The 24,338-nt window shown below is 47.5% G+C and carries 19 protein-coding genes; 6 read left to right on the forward strand and 13 right to left on the reverse strand.

The window, feature by feature from the left end; genetic code table 11:
* Nucleotides 1-119 precede the first annotated feature (119 nt).
* The gene (locus K4A83_RS14605; protein WP_265265344.1) at nucleotides 120-413 is read left to right on the forward strand and encodes a hypothetical protein; all 294 of its coding nucleotides are present in this window, start codon (nucleotides 120-122) and stop codon (nucleotides 411-413) included.
* On the opposite strand, the gene K4A83_RS14610 is transcribed toward K4A83_RS14605, so the two are convergent.
* From K4A83_RS14610 to K4A83_RS14625, 4 genes are all read right to left on the reverse strand, one after another.
* Complete coding sequence (locus tag K4A83_RS14610) at nucleotides 410-1,348, reverse strand: undecaprenyl-diphosphate phosphatase (protein ID WP_265265345.1); 939 nt, start codon at nucleotides 1,346-1,348, stop codon at nucleotides 410-412. The two genes, K4A83_RS14605 and K4A83_RS14610, sit on opposite strands and share 4 nt — an antisense overlap.
* 134 nt (nucleotides 1,349-1,482) lie before the next feature.
* Nucleotides 1,483-2,766 (reverse strand): efflux RND transporter periplasmic adaptor subunit, encoded by a 1,284-nt coding sequence (locus K4A83_RS14615; protein WP_265265346.1) that lies wholly within the window; start codon nucleotides 2,764-2,766, stop codon nucleotides 1,483-1,485.
* A 107-nt stretch (nucleotides 2,767-2,873) separates the two neighbouring features.
* Nucleotides 2,874-3,293, reverse strand: coding sequence for an ExbD/TolR family protein (locus K4A83_RS14620; protein WP_265265347.1), 420 nt, complete (start codon nucleotides 3,291-3,293; stop codon nucleotides 2,874-2,876).
* Nucleotides 3,283-4,005, reverse strand: coding sequence for a MotA/TolQ/ExbB proton channel family protein (locus K4A83_RS14625; protein WP_265265348.1), 723 nt, complete (start codon nucleotides 4,003-4,005; stop codon nucleotides 3,283-3,285). Before K4A83_RS14625 ends, K4A83_RS14620 begins: the two co-directional genes overlap by 11 nt.
* A gap of 713 nt (nucleotides 4,006-4,718) precedes the next feature.
* On the opposite strand from K4A83_RS14625, the gene K4A83_RS14630 reads away from it, so the two are divergent.
* Nucleotides 4,719-6,248, forward strand: coding sequence for a hypothetical protein (locus K4A83_RS14630; protein ID WP_265265349.1), 1,530 nt, complete (start codon nucleotides 4,719-4,721; stop codon nucleotides 6,246-6,248).
* 51 nt (nucleotides 6,249-6,299) lie between these two features.
* Here the strand turns inward: K4A83_RS14630 and K4A83_RS14635 are convergent, their stop codons facing one another.
* Nucleotides 6,300-6,938, reverse strand: coding sequence for a hypothetical protein (locus K4A83_RS14635; RefSeq protein ID WP_265265350.1), 639 nt, complete (start codon nucleotides 6,936-6,938; stop codon nucleotides 6,300-6,302).
* Nucleotides 6,939-7,235: 297 nt separating this feature from the next.
* Here K4A83_RS14635 and K4A83_RS14640 point away from each other — a divergent pair, with 297 nt between their 5' ends.
* A complete protein-coding gene (locus K4A83_RS14640; RefSeq protein ID WP_265265352.1) occupies nucleotides 7,236-8,306 on the forward strand; it encodes a glycosyltransferase family 4 protein in 1,071 nt (356 codons plus the stop codon).
* On the opposite strand, the gene K4A83_RS14645 is transcribed toward K4A83_RS14640, so the two are convergent.
* The 3 genes from K4A83_RS14645 to K4A83_RS14655 all read right to left on the reverse strand — a co-directional run bounded on the left by K4A83_RS14645 (nucleotide 8,299) and on the right by K4A83_RS14655 (nucleotide 13,899).
* The gene (locus K4A83_RS14645; RefSeq protein WP_265265353.1) at nucleotides 8,299-9,954 is read right to left on the reverse strand and encodes a hypothetical protein; all 1,656 of its coding nucleotides are present in this window, start codon (nucleotides 9,952-9,954) and stop codon (nucleotides 8,299-8,301) included. The two genes, K4A83_RS14640 and K4A83_RS14645, sit on opposite strands and share 8 nt — an antisense overlap.
* A 289-nt stretch (nucleotides 9,955-10,243) precedes the next feature.
* Nucleotides 10,244-13,213, reverse strand: coding sequence for an L-glutamate gamma-semialdehyde dehydrogenase (gene pruA, locus K4A83_RS14650; protein ID WP_265265354.1), 2,970 nt, complete (start codon nucleotides 13,211-13,213; stop codon nucleotides 10,244-10,246).
* Between the two features lie 401 nt (nucleotides 13,214-13,614).
* On the reverse strand, nucleotides 13,615-13,899 hold the full coding sequence (locus K4A83_RS14655; protein ID WP_265265355.1) for a YiaA/YiaB family inner membrane protein: 285 nt from the start codon (nucleotides 13,897-13,899) through the stop codon (nucleotides 13,615-13,617).
* 400 nt (nucleotides 13,900-14,299) lie between these two features.
* Between K4A83_RS14655 and K4A83_RS14660 the strand changes: the two genes are divergently transcribed.
* Nucleotides 14,300-14,509: a hypothetical protein gene (locus tag K4A83_RS14660; protein WP_026079742.1), complete on the forward strand. Its 210-nt coding sequence runs from the start codon at nucleotides 14,300-14,302 to the stop codon at nucleotides 14,507-14,509.
* A gap of 62 nt (nucleotides 14,510-14,571) precedes the next feature.
* Here K4A83_RS14660 and K4A83_RS14665 read toward each other — a convergent pair whose 3' ends face one another.
* The 5 genes from K4A83_RS14665 to K4A83_RS14685 form a co-directional block, all read right to left on the reverse strand.
* Nucleotides 14,572-15,474, reverse strand: a complete 903-nt coding sequence (locus K4A83_RS14665) for an alpha/beta fold hydrolase (RefSeq protein WP_265265356.1) — start codon at nucleotides 15,472-15,474, stop codon at nucleotides 14,572-14,574.
* A gap of 324 nt (nucleotides 15,475-15,798) precedes the next feature.
* Complete coding sequence (locus K4A83_RS14670) at nucleotides 15,799-18,423, reverse strand: P-loop ATPase, Sll1717 family (protein WP_265265357.1); 2,625 nt, start codon at nucleotides 18,421-18,423, stop codon at nucleotides 15,799-15,801.
* Nucleotides 18,423-18,872, reverse strand: coding sequence for a hypothetical protein (locus K4A83_RS14675; protein ID WP_265265358.1), 450 nt, complete (start codon nucleotides 18,870-18,872; stop codon nucleotides 18,423-18,425). The genes K4A83_RS14670 and K4A83_RS14675 overlap by 1 nt, the downstream gene beginning before the upstream one ends.
* Before the next feature lie 167 nt (nucleotides 18,873-19,039).
* A complete protein-coding gene (gene cphA, locus K4A83_RS14680) occupies nucleotides 19,040-21,664 on the reverse strand; it encodes a cyanophycin synthetase (RefSeq protein ID WP_265265359.1) in 2,625 nt (874 codons plus the stop codon).
* 250 nt (nucleotides 21,665-21,914) lie between these two features.
* Nucleotides 21,915-22,784, reverse strand: a complete 870-nt coding sequence (locus K4A83_RS14685) for a cyanophycinase (RefSeq protein ID WP_407810040.1) — start codon at nucleotides 22,782-22,784, stop codon at nucleotides 21,915-21,917.
* A gap of 76 nt (nucleotides 22,785-22,860) precedes the next feature.
* On the opposite strand from K4A83_RS14685, the gene trmD reads away from it, so the two are divergent.
* Nucleotides 22,861-23,568 (forward strand): tRNA (guanosine(37)-N1)-methyltransferase TrmD, encoded by a 708-nt coding sequence (gene trmD / locus K4A83_RS14690; RefSeq protein WP_265265361.1) that lies wholly within the window; start codon nucleotides 22,861-22,863, stop codon nucleotides 23,566-23,568.
* 81 nt (nucleotides 23,569-23,649) lie between these two features.
* The coding region (locus K4A83_RS14695; protein WP_265265362.1) for a DUF3747 domain-containing protein at nucleotides 23,650-24,338 on the forward strand (689 nt) is incomplete at its 3' end.

The raw sequence follows: 24,338 nt of genomic DNA on the forward strand, positions 1-24,338 counted from the left end.
AATCGCGGTCGGACAGCCCGTGATTCAAAATGCTTTCGGAGACGTTCTGTCGGGGTCAATTTCTGATTGGCTAGACAAGAGTCTATGAGGAAAGAATCCACTCGCCTTTAGGCAGTGGAGTGTCAAAGGGGACAGAATTAGAGCTATGTTATCAATGTTCGCTGATTTGTCACAGTAAGGATGAAGCCCATGTCCGGGCGCTGTTTCTCCAAGCGTTGGCTCCGAGTAGTTTAAAATTGCGATCGCTCCGTAGTGAGGATCTAGAAGATAGCAAGGAGCAGGTGGAAGTGGAAGCGGAAATGATCACCCAATCCCGCGATGACGGACGAATGGAACAGATCGTCAGTCGCTTGAGCATGGAACCCGGCGTCACTGCCGCAAGTTGGCGGATTATTGAACAAGAATTTGGCTAGAACACCCCTCGGAAGCTACCCCAAGCTACAATCCCCGCCAAAACCCACAAATAATAGGAAAAATAGCGAAATCGGGCTTTATAGAGCAGTTTCAGCACTAATTGTAAAGCCACAATGCCCACCCCGGCCGACACCACAAATCCCACCGTCAAGGGCAACCAGCCAATCTCCCCCCACGAGTCAGCCTTAAACACATCTAGGGTTTGGAGTAAGGTTGCCCCCAAAATGGTGGGAAAGGCGATAAAAAAGCTATATTCCGCCGCCCACTGTCGTTTTAGCCCGGTGAACAAAGCAAAGGAAATGGTCATCCCACTGCGACTTAAGCCCGGAATGAGGGCTAATCCTTGACCAATGCCAATGACACCAGCCACCTTGGGAGTGAGTTGGCGTAGTCCTCGGGGTTGACGTAATTTGCGATCGGTATACCATAACAAAATCCCAGTAATACTGAGGGTAATTGCCACAGCCAGAGGACGGGCGAAGATTTCTTTAAAAACCGAACGCAGGGGAAACCCGATTAAACCTGTCACCAAGACCGAAAACATCCCCAAAATTGCCAGACGGAGGTAGAGTAAATCCTGCTCTCGTTGGGGAGTTGGGAAGAGGAGAGAATGGGGGGTTATGCTCAACCCTTGAGGTTCTAAGGGGGTTGGAGTGGGCTTGTGCCAGTGACTGAAGAGAGTTTGACCGTCTTGGAAAATACGCCGGATTAGACGACTGAGACTTTTGCGAAAGACAACGGCAATGGAAATAAGGGTGCCGACATGAACAACTAAATCAAAGAAAATCATTTCGGCACTTTCGGGGGAGGGTAAACTGGAACCCCGTTGAATGAGCCAATGTTGAGTTAAAACTAGATGACTGGTGGAACTGACGGGGAAAAACATGAAAATCCCCTGAATAATGCCGAGTAAAATCGATTCAAATAAGCTCATGGTTAAAGGGGTTTTAAGAACGGTGGAATAGCCGTTAGTTTTTGATGATTCGGGATGTTTAATCAATAATCGATGGTTGAATTAACCATCAATGCAGCGTTAAACACTTCATTCATGTTGGATTATACTAGGGCTTATTCAGAAAGAATACTCAAACGAACCGTTGCATTGTTCCGTAACGGTCTTTCACTATTGACGACAAAACGATCTCCCGGTTGTAAACCTGAGAGAATTTCCACCTTGCCATCCCGGCGATCGCCTAAAAAGACCTGACGGGACTCCACCGTTGCCTGATCATCGGTTCCCATGTCACGTAAAACAAACAATTCCCCCTGTTGCTCATCCCCTTGACCATTGCCCCCATTGCCTAACGCCCCTTCAGGAACAACTACCCGCGGCCGTTGGCTAGCTTCAAACTTCACTCTTGCTAATAATCCACTGCCAATTTGTCCCGAAGAATTGGGGATAATCACCTCAACGGGGACTTGACGGGAGGTGGGATCCGCCATGGGGGAAATCCGCTCCAAACGCCCCACAAACGGTTCATTGGGGAAGGCATCTAAACTGACTCGCACCAATTGCCCCAGTTGCAATTGCCCTAAATCTAACTCCGAGATGGGGACCACAATCCTTACTTGACTAAAATCCCCCAACTTCAAAACCTGACCCCCGGCTGAAACTAGATCCCCCGGTTCACTAATCCGTTCTAATACCACCCCAGTAATAGGGGAGGTCAGTTGAGCAAAAGACTGTCTTTGTTGTTGTTGGGCTAAAACCGAACGCTGGGCGCCCACCCGTCCTAGGGCTGATTCAACCGCCTTTTCTTCCGTGCGTACCCGCTCTTGAGCCGACCGTACCGCCTGCTGGGCTACTGCTACCGCCGTTTGGGCCGTTTCGGCCTCCCGTTGGGCGATCGCGCCCTCCTTCGCCAAACTAGCAAAACGTGCGGCATCATTTTCAGCCTGTTGCAGTTCGATTTTAGCCCGTTCCAGAGCAGTGCGCGCATCACCGACTTTTGACCGTTCTAGTTCAATTTGCGCTTCAAGCGCGGCTAACTCGGCTTGTGCTTGATTGACGCTGGTGATTAGGATGCTATCATCCAACCGAACAAGGGGTTGGCCTTGAGTAACGCGATCGCCAACATCCGCATTGAGGCTTAATAATCGTCCCTCCACTTGAGAACGCAGAGAAATCACTCTCAACGGTTGCGTCGTCCCGGTATATTCCACCGGAGTTTCCAGATTTCCCGTCCGTGCCGTAGCAATATTAACCGCAATCGGTTGTTCCTCTCCCATCTGAGCAGAAGCCGGAGCCACAGTCTGAGAGCGACTGTCGCTAGAACGACACCCTGTCGAGGGAATGACCAACAGAAGGGCGGTGAGGACAAGGGGAACTCGCCAGTACCTTAAATAACACATAACTATTTGATCAATGGGCATTCAGAAAAGCATTCCAACGGGGAGCGCTCTTGCCCTCCATTTTGGCTCAAGATGGGCAGCTTTGACCAAGAAAGCCGATACTCGGGCTAATCGATCCGATCCAGTGCTAAAGAAACCCGACTTCCCCCCACTTCCCCCATTTTTAATAATAATTGAGCCACCTGACCATAATCTAACTGACGATCGGCCTTTAAAATGACCTCTCCCTCTGGAGCATTCTCCAGAAATACCCGCATTTCCTCCAACATTTCCACTTCTGACACCGGAGTTTGAGCGAGAATGATTTCCCCTTGCCGATTGAAGCCAATCACCAACTGAGTAGGATTTCCCGCCGTGACTCCCCCCCCTTCCCCCGTGGTGCTGGGTAACTCCACATTACTCACACGCTGGGCTGTAAAGGTCAAAGACACCACAATAAAAAAGGTTAAAACCGACATCATGACATCTAACATCGGCACTAAATTCACCTCCGTTGAGGCCGTTGGTTTTTGCTGTTTAAAGCGCATTCCCTTCCCCCCTCCCCCTATAGTCTGAACGCTCCGTTAGGGCAGAAACAGGCCCAAAGGAGGGAGAATAAGGCTCTTGGGTGGGTTCATACCATACTTGACGATAAATTAACTCCAACTCGCTCCCCACTTGGGAAAAATAATCAATCTGCTGGGTCTGTAATGTCACCGAAAGACGAAACACCAACAAGGCCATAATGGCCACAATCATCCCGGCCGCGGTGGTGATTAGGGCTTCACTAATCCCGGCCGCCGCTTGAGTGGCTTCTGCTGTTGTGCCACCACTGCCGATATTGAGATTATCAAAGGTTTGAATTAACCCGGTAACGGTGCCTAATAGTCCTAACAAGGGAGCCACCGCGACCACAGTTTCTAGAAACTTATCCCCCTTGCGCATCTTGACAAATTCCTTATCTCCCGCCGCTTCCAAGGCCAGACGAAAGGTTTCCGGTGTGGCTTTTTTCAGGGATAAAGGGGCAAATAAAAAACGACCAATGGGTAAATAATTGGCAAACTGGGCAATTTCTGCGGCCTGTTGGAGATTGGTACGGGCGGCCTCTAATACGTCGTGAACAACCCGGTCTTCTTGGCTTAATAAGCGCAGCCAAAACCAAGCCCGATCTAGGGTACAAGCGACGGTAAAGACCGAGAGTAAAAGCAGGGGGTACATAATAAACCCCCCTTTGAGGAATAAATCGTAGAGACGAAGCATCTGGGCTATTAGCGGGATAAAGAACAAGTGGGAAATTGACCTAGGGTGCGCTACTAGCTTACCCATTCGGCTCATCGCTCCCAATGGACAATGATTTCTACGTTCCAATTTTGGAAGAAAAGGGATTTCCTGAACACCTTGCACAATTTTATCAATTCCCCCTCTCCCCTGCTCCCCCTCTCCCGACTCCCTACTCCCAACTCGCGAGATGAGAAACCGGGTTTTTGTTAGGGTGTACCGAGAAAACTAGACATTGAACGCAACCCGGTTTCTGGCTAGAGTGAGTCAATAACACTACTCCCAACTCCCGAGATGAGAAACCGGGTTTTTGTTAGGGTGTACCGAGAAAACTAGACATTGAACGCAACCCGGTTTCTGGCTAAAGTTAGTCAATGACACTACTCCCAACTCCCGACACCTGACTAGAAGGAGAGGATACCCTAGCCGTTGACTGAAGCCTGTGTCAAGATGGTGTAGTGGAAATAGTTCGACGAGAGAATTTGTAAGAAGTTCTAAGATTCTGAGTCCGGGACATCTCCTAAAACGCCCTTTTGGGAACGTTAGTCTAGGTGTTTGGATCTAATGGTGAGATGTCTACTAGAATTCCAGACAATCATGGGTGCAATTCAAAAAATCCTATTGTGGTTTTACCGATCTTGAAACCAATGGTCATCAACCCATCCAAGCTATTCGCATCCAGACATCAAGGTTTTATGAAATTTGGCGACAAAACCCGTATTGCGATTATTGCAATAGCTCTAGCCCTAACTCTTGGCATTATTACAGGTGTTGTCTATAGTGTGCGCGGGGGGATGTTTGCGGCCTTTGCGACTCTGGCTATGGTCTTGAGTTATAAGTATCCTCGTCTGGCCTTGTGGTCTTTTCTGATTTATCTGCCCTTTGGGGGTACGTTAACCTACTATTTGGGCGCTCATCCTCTCCTGCATTTAGTGAAGGATTTTTTCTATTTTCCGGCTTTGGTGGGATTAGTCCGACAGCCTTCTTTTCGCCGCCAAATTCGGCAGGATATTAGACCTCGGCTTAAACTGTTGAAAATCCCTCTATTGTTGGTGTTGGTGGTGAGTTTTGGGACGTTGCTGTTCGTGAATGGTTGGCAAGAGATTCAAAGTTCTGGGACGGATAATCCTCTGTTAATTGGTTTGGTGGGTTTAAAGGTGTTATTGGGTTATATTCCTTTGGTGGTCTGTGGGCCCTATTTAATTCGCGATCGCAAAGATTTAGAATTTTTCCTTCGCTTACACATCCTAATCATCATTATCTGCTGTAGTCTCTGCCTCCTCCAGTATGGCTTGCTGGCGGCCCAATTTTGCCCCGGTAGTGAGGGATTAATGGGACTGGCCAACGACCGCGCTTCTTTGGATGCACGGTGTTTTGTCGGGGGGGCTTTGCTCTACAATCCCTCTCGGGATCTGATCCGTCTCCCCGGTACGTTCGTTTCTCCTTGGCAATGGGCTTGGTTTTTGATTTCGGCTTCCTTCTTGGCTTATATGGGCTATATGAGCGACTCGGATAAACGGTGGCGCATGGGAGGATTAGTGGCGATCGCCTATATCTTCACCGCCGTTGTCTTGTCCGGTCAGCGCTTGGCAATGGCCCTAGTCCCCTTAATTATTTTCACCCTTGCTTTCCTCACCAAACGCCATAAATTTTGGCTGTTTGTTGAAATGGGAATTGGCGGATTTGTAAGTTTACTCTTGTTAGCTAATTTAATCGATTTGCGGGACCCGATCCGCAGTTTTATTAATCGTTGGAGTGCTTCCCCTCCCCATGATTTTGTGGTGGATCAAATGATCTGGAGTGTGGAAAAACAAGGGGATATTTGGGGCGCAGGTTTAGGTCGCGCTACCAATGCCGCCCGTTTTTTGGGGGATACCAGTTTAGTGGAAACCTACTACGCCAAGTTAATCTATGAAGTGGGAGTCTTGGGTTTTCTCGCCTTTTTTGTCTTTTTATCGGTCTTAGTTTGGGTGACGTTCAAGGTCTATCGTTCTCTCCACCATCCAACCCTGAAAAATGTGGGACTCTGTTTGTGGCTTTATTTGGTCTTGATTAGTTACAACACCTTCTATTATCCCCTTGATGTGGATCCGGTGGCGGTCTATTACTGGTTTTTAGCCGGGGTGTTATTACAACTGCCTCAGATGCCCCAAGAAAAACGAGCGAGGCAACAGCTATCCTCTCCCTCAAAAGCTATTGCTCCCCCTCCCCCCATCTTGGAGTAAGAGGAACGTCCTCAGTCAGTCATCAGTGAACAGTAAACAGTTTTAAGGTGGTCAATAAACCCGATACCACAAAGCCAGTCCACCACCACGACCTCGGGCCGCGATCGCCTTGGGGCTAAGATAAAAGTAGTTAAAAAAGGCTTGTTGTGCGATCGCCGTTTCATCAAAAACCGCCTCTCGTTGAGCGCCTCCTCGAACCAACCCATCAAAGAGAGTCATTCCATAGAGTTGGGCTTGCAGACGGGTGAAATCAAACGCGAGAAGGCGATTAGCCCGTTTTTTGCCCGGGGTATGACCCCCTTTTTGCCAAGCGACCGGACCGCTCACCGTCAGCGTTAGACCCAAAACCGTTACCTGATTTTCGACTTGTCCTCGTTCCCCAGCATTTGAGTCCTTGGAGTCTCCCTCCGGCCGGGGCTGATAACGGATTCGGATGCCCAGAAATCTAGGCAGATAGCGCCCTGCTCCCAGAAGTCCTCCAGCTTGTTGACGAGAGCGTTGTGTTCCGGTGATCCAACCCAGTTGCCAATCCCCCATTAAAGCTTCAAATCCCGGCGCAGTAGGGTTTTTCTGGGCTGCTTTTTCGGCGGCCAGCAGAGCCTCGCGCAAGACCTCCGAGGAAGGGGGTTTGCTCTTCCCTTCTGCCAAACTTAAGGCGGCCATTTCGATAATCTCTGAGTAATTGCTCATTATGCTGGTGAATTGTTGCTATCTTGCTGGTGAAGTTCTCCCCCGCTAACCCTACGGGTATAACGGGTGACCCCTGCTATCTTGCTGTTGAATTGCGATCGCGTCCAGAATCCCTTCCATTCGTTGACCTTCCCCGCTCTTGCCTAGACAGGGCTTGCGGCTACCCATTTTATCAGGAGAATGGGTTTTGGATTCCTGTTCTCATTTAATAATTGATTAGTAATCACTGCGCATTGATTAGCCCTCTCCCCTGCTATATGCTTAGGAAACGACGCTTTGGCACCCGGGGAGTGGTTTGTGTTAGTTAATTTATCCTTTTTGTTTTCCAAACCTACAGGCATCACCACCTACGCACTGAATATTTACCCCCATTTAGTCAGCCTTGACCCCACCTTACTGGTGGCTGACCCTATTCCGGGGTATCGATGTTACTCAATTCCCGGCAATCTCTCCCCGGCCGATGGGACAAAAGGTCATATCTTGCGGTTGTTGTGGACTCAATTCAAGTTACCCCAAATCTATCGCGAGTTAGGTTCTCAGTTAATTTTCTCCCCAGTCCCTGAAGCACCTGTTTATACAAGTTGTCGGTTTGTGGTCATGGTGCATGATTTAATCCCCCTACGCTTCCCCAGTGCCAAATCCCGGTTAAGTTATTATCACCGCTATTGTTTGCCTCGGGTGTTGGAAGACGCACAGCATATTATTTGTAATTCTGTGGCAACGGCCAATGATTTAACCGATTTTTTCGGCATTGCTCCCCAAAAAATTAGCCCTATTCCTTTAGCCTATGATCACAACCATTTCCGGGTATTAAACTTACCCCGTCGTCATGGTCGCCCTTATTTTCTCTATGTGGGACGACAAGACCCCTATAAGAATATTCAACGCTTGATTGAAGCCTTTGCCCATTTACCCCCCCGAGAAGAAGTGGAATTATGGCTCGCCGGACCGACAGACGAACGCTATACACCCCAATGGCAAGATTTAGCGCGGGAGTTAGGGATTCGCGATCGCGTGAAGTTTATGGAGTATGTCCCCTACGAAAAGTTGCCCATTTTATTCAATCAGGCGATCGCCCTCATTTTCCCCAGTTTATGCGAAGGTTTTGGCTTACCCATCCTCGAAGCAATGGCCTGTGGAACCCCGGTAATCACTTCTAATATCTCAGCTTTACCCGAAGTAGCCGGAGAAGCCGCGTTATTAGTCGATCCTTACAATACTCAAGAAATTGCCGGGGCCATGAATGCCGTATTACAAGACCCCAACTTGCGGGAAACTCTCCACCAACTGGGGTTATTACGGGCGAGTGAGTTTAGTTGGCTTAAAACTGGACAACAAACGGTGTCCGTCTTAGAACGCTTTATTTAGGGCTTGTCGTCTTAAGCCTTGCCAAAACATCAGGAGGAGGAACATTTCCACCCACAACTTTTTCAAACAAGGCCACATTATCCGGGGAATCAAAATAATCTGAATTTTCTCCCAAAACCACAGAGGCATAACGTTCAATGCAACGTCTATCTAACTCTTCTAACTGTTCCGAAACCACACGATGAACCACTTGTTTCCTTAAAATCAGAGAATTTCCCTGAGCATCTAAAAAACACTGACCTTCTAATAGTGCATTAAAAATATCCTGTAACTTACTTTTAGAAAAATTAGGTAACTCTTCTGGGTCTAACCTATCAAAAACGAGTGCTTTAAGTTCAATCACATTGCGAGGTGTGGGGTCATTATTCCACAGTTCAAGCAGTTTCTTGATCACCGCTTTGCGTTCTGTGCTGAGAGGTCGCACCCCCTCCTTATTTAACATAGTAGTTAATTTTTGTACCTCTTGGCTAACCCGGAGAGTTTTCGGGATAACTGGGGGAGCAGAAGGTTCAGAAACAGTTATCTCACGTTCTCCCTTTAATATTTTAGCAATAACTTCCGTGAAATTATTTTCATTTAAAACCCGGATACTATGCAGCTTAGAATTAACTTCTGCATCCTCTTCACAAATATCTAAAATTACAATAAAAGCTCGTTCTGGTTCAACTTTCAACGTCGGTCGTAATTGAGAATATTTAACAATATGCTTTTGAAAATTACCCGTCTTGCACTCTATCCATAAAGGCATTTCCTCAATTAAAAAGAATAAATCTAACTCCCCATTATTACCGTTGGGGAGTTTGATTTGAGGATTCATCACACATTCATACTCTAAAGATAATTCCTCTAAAAGTGATGCGACCTTTAAGAATACAAACCGCTCAAACCATTCTCCCGAAAAAAAGTTCTGGAATTGGGGCGTATTTTGAGGTGTGGCGTGGATTATTTTACCGTTTTTATCGTACCAATAATTTTTTAAAAAGGCGTATTTTTGCAGTTGCTTTCCAAAATGGGTACAATCCCGAATTTCTTGTTCAGTTTTACTGGAGAGATCCACCCCAAAGTTAGTCCCTTTTGGAACGGTATGTTTAATCCTTTTATAAAAGGTCTTAATCGTAGAATATTTGTTCCCTAAAAGTAAAGCAATGCGATTAAAAATTAGTTCTGTATCTTGAACTTTTTGATCCTGATTATTTTTATAATTTTGAATAGTAATCCCTTGATTTGTTAGCCAATCTAAGGCTTTTTGAGGGACAGTCGGGAGAGTTTGAATTAAAATAGGATCGTCTGGAGGGGGAGAAACCGTGCGAATCAGGGTTTTTTCTCCGCTTGGCGTGGAGGGGAGATTTAGCCACTTTTGAATAGCAGAACGTAATTCCTGCGGTAGCTTTTGGGTGAGGGCTTGATTTAGCTCTTTTTGGGTGGCAGAATGTAATTCTTGGTGCAGCGTTTGGTGGAGGTCTTGGAGATGTTGATGTTGTTGTTCTACGATGGTTCTCAGGCGGATGATGGAAGCGCCTGCTGTGGCTCCACTGGTCACTCCCACTAAGACCCCAGTTTTAGGGGAAAGACTGACACCATAGGCTGCTGTACCCACTGCAACACCGAGAATAACACTCCAGACTCCATCGGAAAGTTTTTGCCGCATTGTTTACTATCAAATCACCAACTTGTTGATTGGCTAGACCCGAAAAATCAGCCAATATCCCCCATTGTCCACATAAAACTGTTGAAATGGGGAGAATGCTTAAGGCTATTTTAACCGATGGGTGGGTGTGGGGGATAAGGTCATCACTGACAAGTTAAGCTTGTGTGCATTCACAAGGAACAGTAATCAGTAAAATGTGGGAATTAATAATTGATAATTGATAATTGATAATTGACAATTGACAATTATTTCCGATTCCCGATTGCCCAAGTTATTCAGCAAGCCCTAATTACTCGGAGCCTTCAATGGGGGCAAACCCTTGACGCTGGATGTTTTCCGTTATGCTGCGGGGTTCGAGAAACTGTAATAAATAGTCGGGGCCCCCAGCTTTGGAACCGACTCCGGAGAGTTTGAAACCGCCGAAGGGTTGACGGGCGACGATGGCTCCGGTGATGTTCCGGTTGATGTATAAGTTGCCGACTTCAAAATCCCGCCGGGCTTGTTCAATGTGGGAGGGGGTGCGGGAGTATAATCCCCCGGTGAGGGCGTAGTTGGTGCCGTTGGCTATCTCTAAGGCTTGGTTAAAGTTAGCGGCTTTGATGACGGCTAAGACGGGGCCAAATATCTCCTCTTGGGCAATGGTGGCATCGGGGGAAACGTCGGAGAAGATGGTGGGGGGGATGAAATATCCTCCGGTGGGGGTGGGGCTTTGGAAAGCTAGGGTGGCTTCTTGTTTGCCTTTTTCGATGTATTCTAAAATGCGATCGCGAGCTTCTTGATCAACCACCGGCCCCACGGTTGTACTGGGATCTTCGGCTTTCCCGACGTTTAAGGATTTGGTGGCCTCAATTAAGCGGTGCATAAAGCTCTCATAGACCGACTCTAACACCACCACCCGGGAACAAGCGGAGCATTTTTGCCCGCTATAACCAAAGGCAGACGCTACGACACCCGCCACGGCTTGATCTAAGTCGGCGCTTTCATCCACAATAATGGCGTTTTTGCCCCCCATTTCGGCAATCACCCGTTTGAGGTGTTTTTGCCCCGGTTTCAGTTTGGCGGCTTCGGCGTAAATGTAACAGCCTACGGCTTGGGACCCAGTAAAGGCGATTAGGTGAACGTCTTTGTGTTCCACTAAATGAGCGCCAACGGTGGGGCCATCGGCGGGGAGGTAGCTAAAGACTCCGGGGGGAATGCCTGCCTCTAGGAGGATTTCGGCGATTTTGGCGGCAATAATGGAGGATTGTTCGGCGGGTTTGAGGAGGGTACAATTGCCTGTCACTAGGGCGGCTACGGTCATGCCCACGGCGATCGCAAAGGGAAAATTCCAGGGCGAAATCACCACGGCAATCCCCCGAGGTTGGTAGGTGTAGCGGTTGGTTTCCCCGGCTAAATCGTAGTTGTACCCCTGATCTAACCGTTCCATTTCGTCGGCATAGTAGCGACAAAAATCAATCGCTTCGGAAATTTCTGCATCGGCTTGGGGTAAGATTTTCCCCACTTCTAAACAAATCCAAGCCCCTAACTCAAACCGCCGTTGTTCCATGATTTCTGCGGCCTTACGCAGCACGCCCGCCCGTTGACGGACTGGGGTATTCCGCCAAGTGGGAAAGGCGGTTTTCGCGGCGGCTAGGGCTTGCTGGGCTTGTTCTACGGTGGCATACCCCACCTTGCCCACTAACTGCTGGCTGTTGGAGGGATTGAAACAGTCTACAAGCTGGGAACTTTGCACCCATTCCCCATTGATTAAAGGCTGGTAAGTATTGCCTAAACTGGCGCGCACTTTGACAAGGGCTTGTTTGGCTTTCTCCCGTAGGGCGCTGTCTGCATAGTCGGTGTCGGGGGCGTTGGGATAGGCGGATTTGGCAATCAGGGGGGCTTCCTGCTCAATCTGGGGGGCGGCAATTAATTCCTCAATGGGGCGTTCTTCCATATTCTGGCGGAGGAACGAGGAATTGGCGGTATTTTCCAGTAAACGACGGATTAGGTAGGACATTCCCGGCAGTAAGTCGCCATAGGGGGCATAGACGCGCACGCGATGCCCTCGTTTAACAATGGCCTTGGCGAGGGCTTCCCCCATGCCGTATAAGACTTGATATTCAATGGCACGGGGGGGAATTTGCAAGGTTTCTGCGATCGCCATTGCCCTGGCTTGGGTGCGCACATTATGGGACCCAATGGCCGCGTAGAGATACTGATGATTCTCTAGCAATAATTGCATCACCCGCTCATAATTCTGGTCAGTGGCGGCTTTTTGATTAAAAACGGGCTGTTTCCAGTCTTTTTGAATCGCAATAATCGTTTCTTGATCCCAGTAAGCCCCTTTTACTAAACGAATGGTAATCGGAGTTCCCCGTTGTTTCGCCCACTCAATTAAGCCTTTTAAGTCGGCTTCCGAATCTCGTAAATAGCCTTGTAGGGTGACACCAATATCACTCCGGGTGCGGAATTCTTCCTCTAGGAGCAATTCCTTGAGGATTGCTAAGGTAATCTCCTTATAGCGGTATTGTTCCATATCAAAGTGAATCGCTGCCCCGACTTCCTGAGCGCGACGAAGTAGGATCCGAATGCGATCGCACACCTTCGCCTTACTTCCCTCCGCATCAAGAGGATCAAATTGCGAATAAAACGCCGTTAACTTCACCGAAACCTGCACCTTCGGTAAAATTTCCTCCCCCGCTTGATCAATTTGGGCTACCGTTGACCATTTTTGCGCCGCTTCACTTAACTCTGTAATTAACTCCAGATAACGTTCCAAATATAGGGCGGCCTCTTCTTCCGTAATCACCGCCTCCCCCAATAAATCAATGGTAAACGTCATCTTTTCCTTCCGCAGACGTTCCACCGTTTTAATCACTTTCGGGATACTTTCCCCCGCAATATACTTATAAGCCAACGTCTTCACCGACTGTTCCACCGTCGTCGCCGCCAGTTGAGCCGGAGCCGAATTGGGATCCGCAAAATTAAGTAAATTTTTTAACATGGCGGGCAATTCCACCGTCTCATCACTCATATATTCCTGCAAGTGACGAGCAATTTCCGTTTTAGAACGTAAAGCAGGCAAACAGTCAATAAAACTAAACAATTGGTAACGTAAACCCGGATTCGCCATTGCCCAGTCCATGAGTTTATCATCTAAACGCATTTGATCCCGGACTTGGGCAAAAAAGGAACGTTTTTCCCGCGTTTGGGAAATTAATTCCTTGGCGATTTCTTGGGTTTTTGATTCATACTGAGTCTGAGGAATTTGAGTAACCACAGTTTGTTTAACTCCTATGGATTGGCACAAAATAATGAGGCGACAAACTTTTTATTTTACCCCAAAAAGGGGGATCTCCCCAGCCTGTCCCCTCCTCCTCACCCAAGACGGACCCGTTCAGCCCGAATATCCTCTTATCAAGATGACTGTTCTTCTCACCCCACCGCTCCAGTCCCATTGTGCCATCGTGTGGTCATTTCCCCCAAATAAAATCCCGATCAAATTGATCGGGATTGCTCTTGTCCAATCGTAATTCTTTCACTATCAATCAACGGAGTCACCAATAACCCGAGGTACAAGGCTGACAAGTTAAGCTTGTGTGCCTTTTGTCAAGATTGCCCGAGGTACAACTCACGGGGAAAGACATCGCCCCCTCTCTGAGTCAAAGTAGAAATAAATTCTTAACGCATAATTCCGTCATGTTCAGCCAAAAGCCTTTCAATTCTGGCTTCATCCAAGCGAGAATAAATCCGTTTCGATTCATGAATGTCCCGCGTCGTTTTAGACAAACTAATCGTAGACCCAACAGTAAACGCTAAACCCATCCCCATAAAACCTTTAGTCCAGCTATCAACAGGTAAATTTAAGATACCGATACCCATTGCAGAAACCGAAATAATAAAAGCCGCCCAAGTTTGAATAATCCAGGCATTACTATGATCTTGTTGCGTTAATTCTTTTGCCATTGCCTTTCACCCTTGCTTTAGTTAAGCCTAAAGATGTCATACTTTGATATTAGTAAAAGGCTAGTGGAAAGTTCCCGTTATTGTGTCACTTGTTGAACTGGCCTTAGTTCAAGCCTTTAGTCAGAAATTATTCATTATTGATTATCAAGTTTCTCTAATCTTCAGCCAGAGATTTTGTAATATCATGTAACGGTTAATTTGTCAATTTGTTTCATTTGTTCACACTGGCTGGTTTCTTGTATAGACTTGTTGCAAATTTGGGGATTTTTAGCACAGTTTCCCGTCTGATCCGCTATCTTGGTTAGGGAGATACTAATTATTAAGAGTTTCTTAAGATTTTGTAAGCGTATTGTCCCAACCTTGCACTGTGGCTAAACCTTCATTGGACTTGAATAACGCTATGACACCTATAATGCTGCGTCAACTCTGGTCTTTAATTGAAAACACCCAAGCGGACTTAATTCTGCAACAGGATGACTCCAGCTTAGTGAACTGGCTGTTGGCGAAACTCCGGGAAGTGCGATCGCTTGAAGGGGAGGAAAGCCAAGCGATCAGCCATTACTTACAAACCAAAACCTCCCTCATTCGCGATTTAGCGGCCCAACGCTAAAAAGAACCCTCTGCTCAATTCCCGCGATTTGATGCTGGGTTCCTTGGCCCTATTCTGACCACCTAACGGATTTTCTGCCCGACGATCCAATCCCGAATTAACTGATTGACCCGATCAGGATCTTCATCATGGGGACAGTGACCCGCTTTGAGAAAAAACTCCGTTAACTGGGGATAATACTGGCGGAATTTCGCCGATCTTTCCCGGGAATTCATCCAAGGATCTCCCTCTCCCCAAATCATCAACAAGGGACACCTTAATTGTTGTAACAAGACATCATTTTTTTCCCCTTGGGGTGACTTAAACACCGAGGCAAACACCTCCACCGCACCAGGATCACAAGACGGGCGATAAATATCCTCCACTAACTGATCCGTAACCGCACGTTTATCTACATAGACCTTTTCCAGCGTTTTGCGAATATTGCGGCGCTGGCGGACATACTGAAACAGTAGGTAACTCGCCCAAGGTTGGAGCAAGATCGAACGTAGGGTTTTACCGATTGTTTGTTGTACCGTGGGGGCTTTTTGCACCTCATTGGGATTGGTAAAAGGCCCGGCACTGTTCAATAAAATCAGACCCTTCGCCGACTCAGGCCGTTGAGCAGCCACACAGAGGGAACTATAGCCCCCGAGGGAGTTTCCCGCTAAAACAACAGGCTGACCTATGACAGTTTGAATAAAATCGTGCAGTTGGTCCCGCCACAAATTGCCGCTATATTGACGATTGGGCTTACTCGAACGTCCAAAACCTAACAAATCAATCGCCCAAACCTCAAAATGATCTTGTAGTCCCCTTAAATTTTTGCGCCAGTGATCCGTTGACGCACCAAATCCGTGAACTAGGAGTAGAGGAGGATATCCTCCTTTAACCTGTCCCGTTTTAACATAATAGATGGACTCACCCTGCCATTGCCAGTAAGCCCCGGGGAGGGTTTCCTGTTGTGCCGTTGCCCTTACTTGCATGACTGCCCTAAGTGTTAAGTTACATTAATTTATGTTTTTTATTGTAACGCGATACCAGTAAGCTGTACATCTTTGGTGTGAGAAACCCGGTTTTTGGGGCAATTGGGGCGAAAAAGGGAGGGAATGGGGACAACCCGGTTTCTGAGGTGGGCTAGGGAAAACATCTTTAGTGCGAGAAACCCGGTTTTTGGGGCAATTGGGGCGAAAAAGGGAGGGAATGGGGGCAACCCGGTTTCTGGGATGGGCGAGGGAAAAAGGATAACGACAGTCCCCTCTAATACGATTCAAAATAGTTGTCAGTAAGACATTAACTGAAAGCCCTAATTATTTTCGCTGCCCCTGTCTCCGCTTAACGCCAAACCCATAAACGTATAAATCAGCTACAGCATAGTCATAACGCTTTTTATTCTTTCTCTCAGCTATCAAACCAATTTGCTGCAATCTTTTCAAGAAATTCTCGAAAGACAAATTAGACTGATTAGCCACAGTATCGCGCCATAATAGCTCTAGATCCTCCTCCTTGAACAAAGAACTTAATTCATTCATACGGTCAAAAAATGCTAAAAATTCTGGATATTCATTTTTAATCGCATCACACCGTTCTTTAGAAGCCGCCTCCAAACCTTCAGTCAAAGACTTCCAACCTAATAAACGATTACTCGCGACATTTTTTGTTTGTGTTTTTAACTCGACATCTCTAGCTGTATTCAGTAAAATAGTTAAAGAACGCGGATAGGTATTGTTACTGGCATCGGTTAGGCGGGAATAAACCCATTGAGACACATAAGCATTTTTGCCCTTTTCAACCTTCAAGCCCCATAACGGCCCTAATGCTTGACGCAAAGCATCTTCACTGGCTTCATCAATCCCATTATCCGCCAGAGGCAAAACACGGTTAGAAAGCATTTTGAAATCGATAGATCCCCCAATTGCTAAACGATAGGCTAAACGCAAAAAATCGATTTTTCCCCACTGCAATAGTAAAGTACGTGCTTCACCAAAATGACTTTTATTGGTGAAAATCAAATTACTCCAGATATCCTCTCGCAAAAATACTTTAAAACGAATATGATATAAGCCTTGATTATTGAGATCGTAAATCAGACGCATCAACCCGCCCAAGGCCACTTTTTGCCAATCACTACCTTCTTTAATATCCTGATCTAAATCGTCATAAAGTAACCAGATTTTTTGTGCCACTTCACTCAATGACTGATTATAATAACTCAAAGCATCTCTACAACAGGAATTTAAAACTTCATCTGTCACAAATTCAACCAGTTTGTTAGTATGTTTTGCTTCCCAAATATGGGGATTTTCCAGAGAAAAATTATAGTTTAATCGGGATAGCAAGCGTTTAAATTTAGGCTGCTTCAATATGGTAATAAATTTAGGAACTGAACGATAAAGTTGAATCACAGCATAAGCCCGCCATAACGATAACCAATCCTTTTTCTGTTCATTAAGTTTTTGACCGATTTGATCAAAAACATCAACTGTAGGTCTAAATTGATTACTATTCCCGTGACCCGACAATATGGTTATATTTTCTAGCCGACCCCGTGCATACTTTTCAGCATTTTCACGATGCTGAGTAAATAAGGTGTAGAGCGTTGACTTCCCTGTACCTTTCCGCCCCCGAATTACCCAAACAGCATCGTCTAAGCAACGCTCAAAATCAGTTGTCTTTTGAAAAATTTTATCAAAATCATCATCTAAAATACTAGCAGCATCACGTTCTGAAAAGGATAAAGATTTTACCAAACTTAAACGGTTAGATGCACTAATTATTGCGTCAGATTCTAGTACACTATTTTTTTCTAGTAAATAATTTGCAATGGGAGCGTAGTAAGGCAAAGCCGTCTCAACCGGAAACTGAGTAACACCAGCTATATTAGGATGATAAGGAATTTGGATCAGTTCTTTTTGTTGATCATTAGTTAACTCTAAAGAATGTTTTATATTGTCAACTAAATTAGTGCCAATGATACCTTCAGGAACAGGGGATAATACCAATTTGACATCAGCATGAGTCAGTTCATTTACAGTGTTTCTAACAAAACGAACACCTTCAGCATTTTGTTCACTAGGATATAAGACGATAAAAATATCATCCGCCAACCCTAACAACGTGAAACCACCCCATTCATTGAGTCCTGTTCGTGCATCAATCAGCATGATATTGGGTTGAAACTGCTCCCAAAGTTCCTGCTCAAACTGCAACCATGGAGCATCAGCCTTATCAAAAAGGTGTGTAGTGGTCAACAGTGATAATCGTTGCACATATCTCCGCCCAATATTCCCCGCAGGTACAACGAATAAAGGACGTTTAGAATGTGTGTCGGTAACGCTGTAGATAATGCCTTCCTCACCCCCTAACTCAACTTGCGGTTGATAAACTTCATTTAAAAAACAAGTTTGGCGTTCCCATAAATAATCAACTAAACCTACTTTTAACGGGGCTTTTTGAGGAGGAAGTAAAGTATGTAAGCCCGGTGCTTCAACATCCATGTCAACAATAACAACGCGCTGGCCAGAACGGATTAATTGAAAAGCCGTTTGGATTAATGCTGTACTTCTGCCGACTCCCCCCTTGTAGGAATAAAATACCACACGCTTGACCTGATGACTGTCTTTTTCAGAAACCGTTTTGCCTGAGGCTAACATATCTACAGCTTTTTGCCATGATGTGGGAATTTCACTGTTTGTATCTGATAGTGCTATGCCTTGCTCAATTGCTTCTTCAGGAGTATATAATTCAACGATGCCAACAGATAAATCAGCTTTTTTAATTAAGGGTTCAACTTTTTGTAATCGCTCGACTCTACTCTTTCCATTAAACGCTTCTGAGATAACGGTTAACAAAACAAAACCACCATCTCCAACATCCAGTTGAAAATTATTGGAGAATTTACGCTTTAGTTCTTCACGCAGTTTTGAGGGATTCATCAAATTCTTACCTCATTCTTTTCTAGCCAACCATAAACATAATCAAAACTCTTTTTCCACTCATCTCGCTGAATGGGCGATGCTTGAGCCACATAGCGCAAACTGATATAATCAACAGAGGTTGCGCCAAGAGGGTAAATCAGACAGTTGAGGTGCTTTAGAAGTTGCTTATCTGATTTTGCCAATTGGTATAATTCTGGCATATGACGTAGGGCTGTGATCAAACTATGCCCTGGATTACGAATCTGCTGAGTGAACATAGAGTCCTTCTTTCTACGACTTTTTTCATCCCATTCACTGATGCTATGATAGGAGGCGAGCAATGACTTTAAACGACACTCAACACTAATACCACCCAAATGCAAAGCCGCGATATTGTGGTTTTCTAGCTCCAGTAGAGCCTCAGCATCTTTTTTTCTTGCTAAACATACACTAGCAAAATCTTCCATAACTAACTCAGATATTACCCGTCCAAAAAGCCGCAAATTATTTTACTACTATGGTACTAGGCAGAGCCAAGTAATGAGACGTTGCTGGCACTTCTTCCCACCTACAAGGAACAAAAAAAGAGGAGAAATGACGCTCTCCCCTCTTGCTCTTTCCCCTTCACTCAGGATTAACCTTGTTTGGCTTGTTCAGCCTCAATGCGTTTCATGGCTGTGGTGACACTTTCGGGCAAAATCACCACTAAACCGTCATCCTTGACCTTTTCAAACCCGGTGTTGATGGCTTCCTGTTCATCTAAAATCCGATCATACTGGGCTTCGGGATTCTCTTGCAGGATGCCCTTAATAATCAGATCGGCGACTTCCCCAGAATTGCGACCTCGACGGTCATAGTCTTCCTTGACGATCATGTAATCAAACATTTGCGCCGAAAGACGACCCAATTGGATTAAGTCCTCATCCCGTCGATCTCCTGGGCCACCAATCACGCCGACGCGATCGCCTTGCCAATTCTTCACAAAGCCACCCAGTGCCTCATAACTCGCCGGATTGTGGGCATAATCCAATAAAACATGGTACTGCCCCAAATCAAATAAATTCATCCGTCCGGGGGTTTTTTCCGCCGATAAATTAAAGGTGCGTAGTCCTTGACGAATTAACTCCACATCCACCCCCTGAGCAAAGGCCGCTAAACAGGCCGCCAAAGCATTGGCAATCATAAAGGGAGCCATCCCCCCCATAGTAATGGGGACATTTTTAGCCTCTTCAATGCGGAAGGTTAAACTCCCCTCCAAAATGGACAGATAGCCATTTTCGTACACAGCCGCCAGTTTACCCCGACGTAAATGATCTTGTAAGACAGGATTCTCTGAATTCATGGAGAAATAGGCGATTTTCCCCTTCACCCGTTCCGCCATCCCCGCCACTCGTTCATCATCAGCATTTAACACCACATAACCGTTGGGAGAAGTGGCTTCGGCCACGACACTCTTTAAGGAGGTTAACTGTTCAATGGTGTTAATATCCCCGATGCCTAAATGGTCAGCAGCCACGTTTAAAACGACCCCCACATCACAACTATCAAAGGCCAGACCAGCGCGCAAAATGCCACCCCGCGCCGTTTCCAACACAGCCACTTCTACGGTGGGGTCGCGTAAAATCACCTGAGCGCTTTGGGGGCCGGTGGTGTCGCCTTTTTCCACTAAGTAATCCCCAATATAAATCCCGTCGGTGGTGGTGTAACCAATCACTTTGCCCGTTTGACGGAAGATATGGGCAATCAGGCGGGTGGTGGTGGTTTTGCCGTTGGTGCCGGTAATGGAAATAATGGGGATGCGGCTGGGGGTGCCGGGGGGGAATAACATATCTAACACGGCACCGCCTACATTGCGCGGTAATCCTACACTGGGGGCGGCGTGCATTCGGAATCCGGGGGCGGCGTTTACTTCCACCACTACGCCGTCGGTTTCCCGCAAGGGTTTACTGATATCTGAGGTGACGACATCAATCCCTGCAATATCTAAACCGATGTGTTTAACGACCCGTTTGGCTAACCAAATATTTTCCGGGTGAATTTCATCGGTGCGGTCAATGGCAATTCCCCCTGTACTCAAGTTGGCGGTGGCGCGTAAAAATACCCGTTCGCCTTTGGGGAGTACGGAGTCGAGATCATAATTTTGCCGCTTTAACACATCAATGGCAGTTTTGTCAAGGGTGATCCGGGTTAAAACATTATCATGACCATCGCCTCGGCGGGGATCTTCGTTGGTGATGTCGATTAACTCGCTGATGGTGGAACGTCCGTCTCCGGTGACGTGGGCGGGGACTCGCTCGGCTACGGCGACCACTTCCCCATTGACGACTAAAATCCGGTGGTCACTGCCGCGATAGTAGCGTTCAATAATCACGGAGCGAGTTTTGGCGGCATTACTGGCGAGATCGTAGGCTTGTTGGGCGTCTTCCCAACTGTTAATGTCAATGGTGATGCCCCTTCCGTGGTTGCCGTCGAGGGGTTTAATTACGATGGGATAGCCCCCGACATCTTCTATGGCTTCTTCGAGTTCGTCGAAATATTGAATCACGGTGCCTTGAGGGACGGGAATGCCTGCATCGCGGAGAATGGTTTTTGTCCCTTCTTTGTCACAGGCCAGTTCTACGGCCAGAATGCTGGAATAGTCGCTGAGGGTAGCTTGAATGCGTTTTTGGTGGACTCCGTAGCCCAGTTGTAACATGGCCCGCGCACTGAGTTGAATCCAGGGGATTTTTCGCTCGTCGGCTTCGGTGATGATGGTTTCGGTGCTGGGGCCAAGGGAGGCGTTTGACCAGAGTTCGCGAAGGTCTTGGAGGTCTTGTTCTAGTTCGGCTTGGGGATAGGTTCCGGTATCGACGATGCTCTGACAGAGACGAACGGCGGCACGGCCGGCGTAGCGTCCGGCTCGTTCGTCCATGTACTCAAACACCACGTTATACACACCTTGCTCGGCGGTTTCTCGGGTGCGACCAAAGCCAACGCGCATTCCGGCGAGGTCTTGGAGTTCTAGGGCAACGTGTTCGATGATATGCCCCATTAAGGTCCCTTCGCGTACCCGTTCTAGAAAACCACCCCGATAGCCCGGTGAACAGTAGTGTTCGACGAGGCTGGGTAAGACTTCGTTTAGCCCTTCGTAAAACCCTGAAATTTGGTTGGAGTAACGCTCATCGAGGTCTTCTAAATCCAAGCGCATAACAATTAGCTTGTGATAGCGAATGCTCCAATAGTTGGGTCCTCTGAGGGTTAGGGTTTTGAGAATTTTCATATCTGATTGGTTTAGGGGGTTCAGAAGGGGTAGAGCCTATAAAGCCAACCCCTAGTTTCTCCCCTTGAAAAGTGGCATGGCTGTTCATTTTGAACAGTTTGCCAAGTTCTCTGGGGAGGGGTGAAATGGCAGGGAGAGGGGGGAGTCCAGTGGGAGTATGAACAATGACGGGTGAGTGGGAAGGGCGAAGGGTTTGGGGCTTGGCCTATGGCTCACCAGATGGCGGTTCATGGACTGTTCTCCTAGGAGATCATCCGGCCGATTTTTCGTCGGTCATGGGGGTGAGGGGATGGCGCTGATAGAGATGGTAGCGATCGCCATGACAGAGAATATGCAGCCGTAAACTGTGTAAACTCAAGGGATCTGTCACGCCTACATCCATTTGATTGGTGTAGGACAGGTCTTGAGCGTCCACTATGGTAACGGTGCCTTTCCCCATCACTTGAATCCAACCATCTTGTTCAAACATGGCGCAGGTATCTTCATCAATCCCCACTCCCAGACGATCGGGATGGATGGCGATCGCACTCAATAAACGCGCCATGCGGTTGCGGTTGTGGAAATGTTGGTCTACTAGGACTTCGGGAATAATCCCTAAGCCCATTGCCATGTCTACTAAGGAGCGATTGGGAGATTCTCCACTTCCCCCTCCACCAATCATGTGATGACCCATGACGGCGGCTCCGGCACTGGTTCCGGCGAGGGTGACTTCTCCTTTTTGGACGCGATCGCGAATTCGTTCCATAATGGGGGTTTCTGCTAACAGTCCACAGAGACGGAGTTGATCCCCCCCGGTTAAGAAGACCCCCGTACATTCTTCTAAAAATTCCATGTATTTGGGATCTTCCGCTTGGGAACGCTCGCGAATATCAATAATTTCCAGCCGCTTGGCTCCCATGTCCTCGAAAATATGCCGATAGCGATCGCCTATCAAGAGAGGTTCCCGAGATGCCGAGGGGACTATGGCAATCACTGCATCGGCCGCGCCGGAACGATTGAAAAAAGTGTGCAGAATTTCTCTACCATGCACTTTATCCTCTGCGCCGCCAATCACCAAAATAGCTGTCTTTGTGGGTTTGGGCATCTGGGTTCCTGAAACTTGAGACTCTATTTGCAGCATATATCCTATCGCGTTTGGGCATAGTATATAATTTAATGCTTTTTCGTTCCGCTTCGGACAAAAGAATTAATTCCCCATGCGCTTTGATTTAATCACATTATTTCCTGAATTCTTCACCTCCCCGTTGCAGAGTGGACTATTGGGCAAGGCCCTAGCCCGGAACATTGCCCAAGTGTATCTGACCAACCCCCGGGATTTCACCCAAGATAAACACCGACGGGTGGATGATGAACCCTATGGCGGTGGGGTGGGAATGTTACTCAAGCCTGAACCCCTGTTTGCGGCGGTGGAGTCTTTGCCGATTTTACCCCGTCGGGAAATCATCCTAATGTCTCCCCAAGGAGAACCCCTCAAACAAGGCATCTTACAAGAGCTAGCCCACAATTACGACCAATTATTGTTAATCTGTGGTCACTATGAAGGGGTTGATGAGCGAGTTCGGCAACATTTAGTAACAAGGGAAATTTCTCTGGGGGATTTTGTGTTAACCTGTGGCGAAATTCCGGCCTTGGCACTTTTAAATGGAGTCATTCGTCTCCGTCCAGGGACTGTCGGGAAGGAAGCCTCTCTCAAGTTTGAGAGTTTTGAGGAAGGATTATTAGATTACCCCCAATATACTCGCCCCCCGGTGTTCCGAGGGTGGGAAGTCCCCGACGTTCTGCGTTCCGGGAATCATGCCCAGATTGAAGCCTGGCAAAAAGAACAACAACAACAACGAACCCGCGATCGCCGTCCCGATCTCTGGCACGCTTGGCAACAAGCCCACCCCAACTCATCAGACTAGAGGCTTTTCCCGAAGAAATACCCCAGATCCGCCTTTAGCACACATCTTTAAACCTGATTCACCCCATAACAGGAGGTTCCTATGAAGATCAAACCTATCCAGCAAGTGGCAGCGGCCCTCAGTGGTCTGCTGCTGCTCCCCTGGGGGAGTCCTACTCTCGCTCAAAGTACCCCCTTTGGGCAAGTAGAAGTCCAACAAGATAGTTTTGTGGCGATCGCCACCCCCTTCGGTGTAGAACGCCGACAGTATAACCTACTGATTGTTCAGCAACTCAACAACCGTCAACCCTGTTGGCGAGAATACGGCAGCAACCCCACCCTCATTGATCCCCTACTACTCAACTTCGACTTTACAGGCATTTGTGAGCGTAGCACCGACAGCAACGGCTATTCCCTACGCATCGGCAACGAAGACTACGGCTGGCGTTTTATTCTCCGTCTCGTCCAACGGGGCGATGAGGTCGTTTTAGTTGCCTCCTCCATCCGGGAACCCAACACCCGCCCCATCGAAATCGGGCGCACCCACGGCCTCGCCGAAGGCTACATGAAAATCCATCTCGATCCCGGTTGGCGCTTCACCAAACGCACCTACGGCGGCCGCACCCTCGGTCACGTCTACCTCACTGCCGACTCCCTCAACACCGCCAGCCCTCCCCCACCCCCGGCCACTCGTCCCGTCACCAACACCCCACCCCCCACCGTTGACCGGGAAATCATCTTTACTCCCCCCTCCACCGGGGCCCCTGCCCCCCTTCCCAACACCCAGCCCCC

It is taken from the genome of Spirulina subsalsa FACHB-351 (assembly GCF_026130165.1).
GTDB classification, from domain to species: Bacteria; Cyanobacteriota; Cyanobacteriia; order Cyanobacteriales; family Spirulinaceae; genus Spirulina_A; species Spirulina_A subsalsa_A.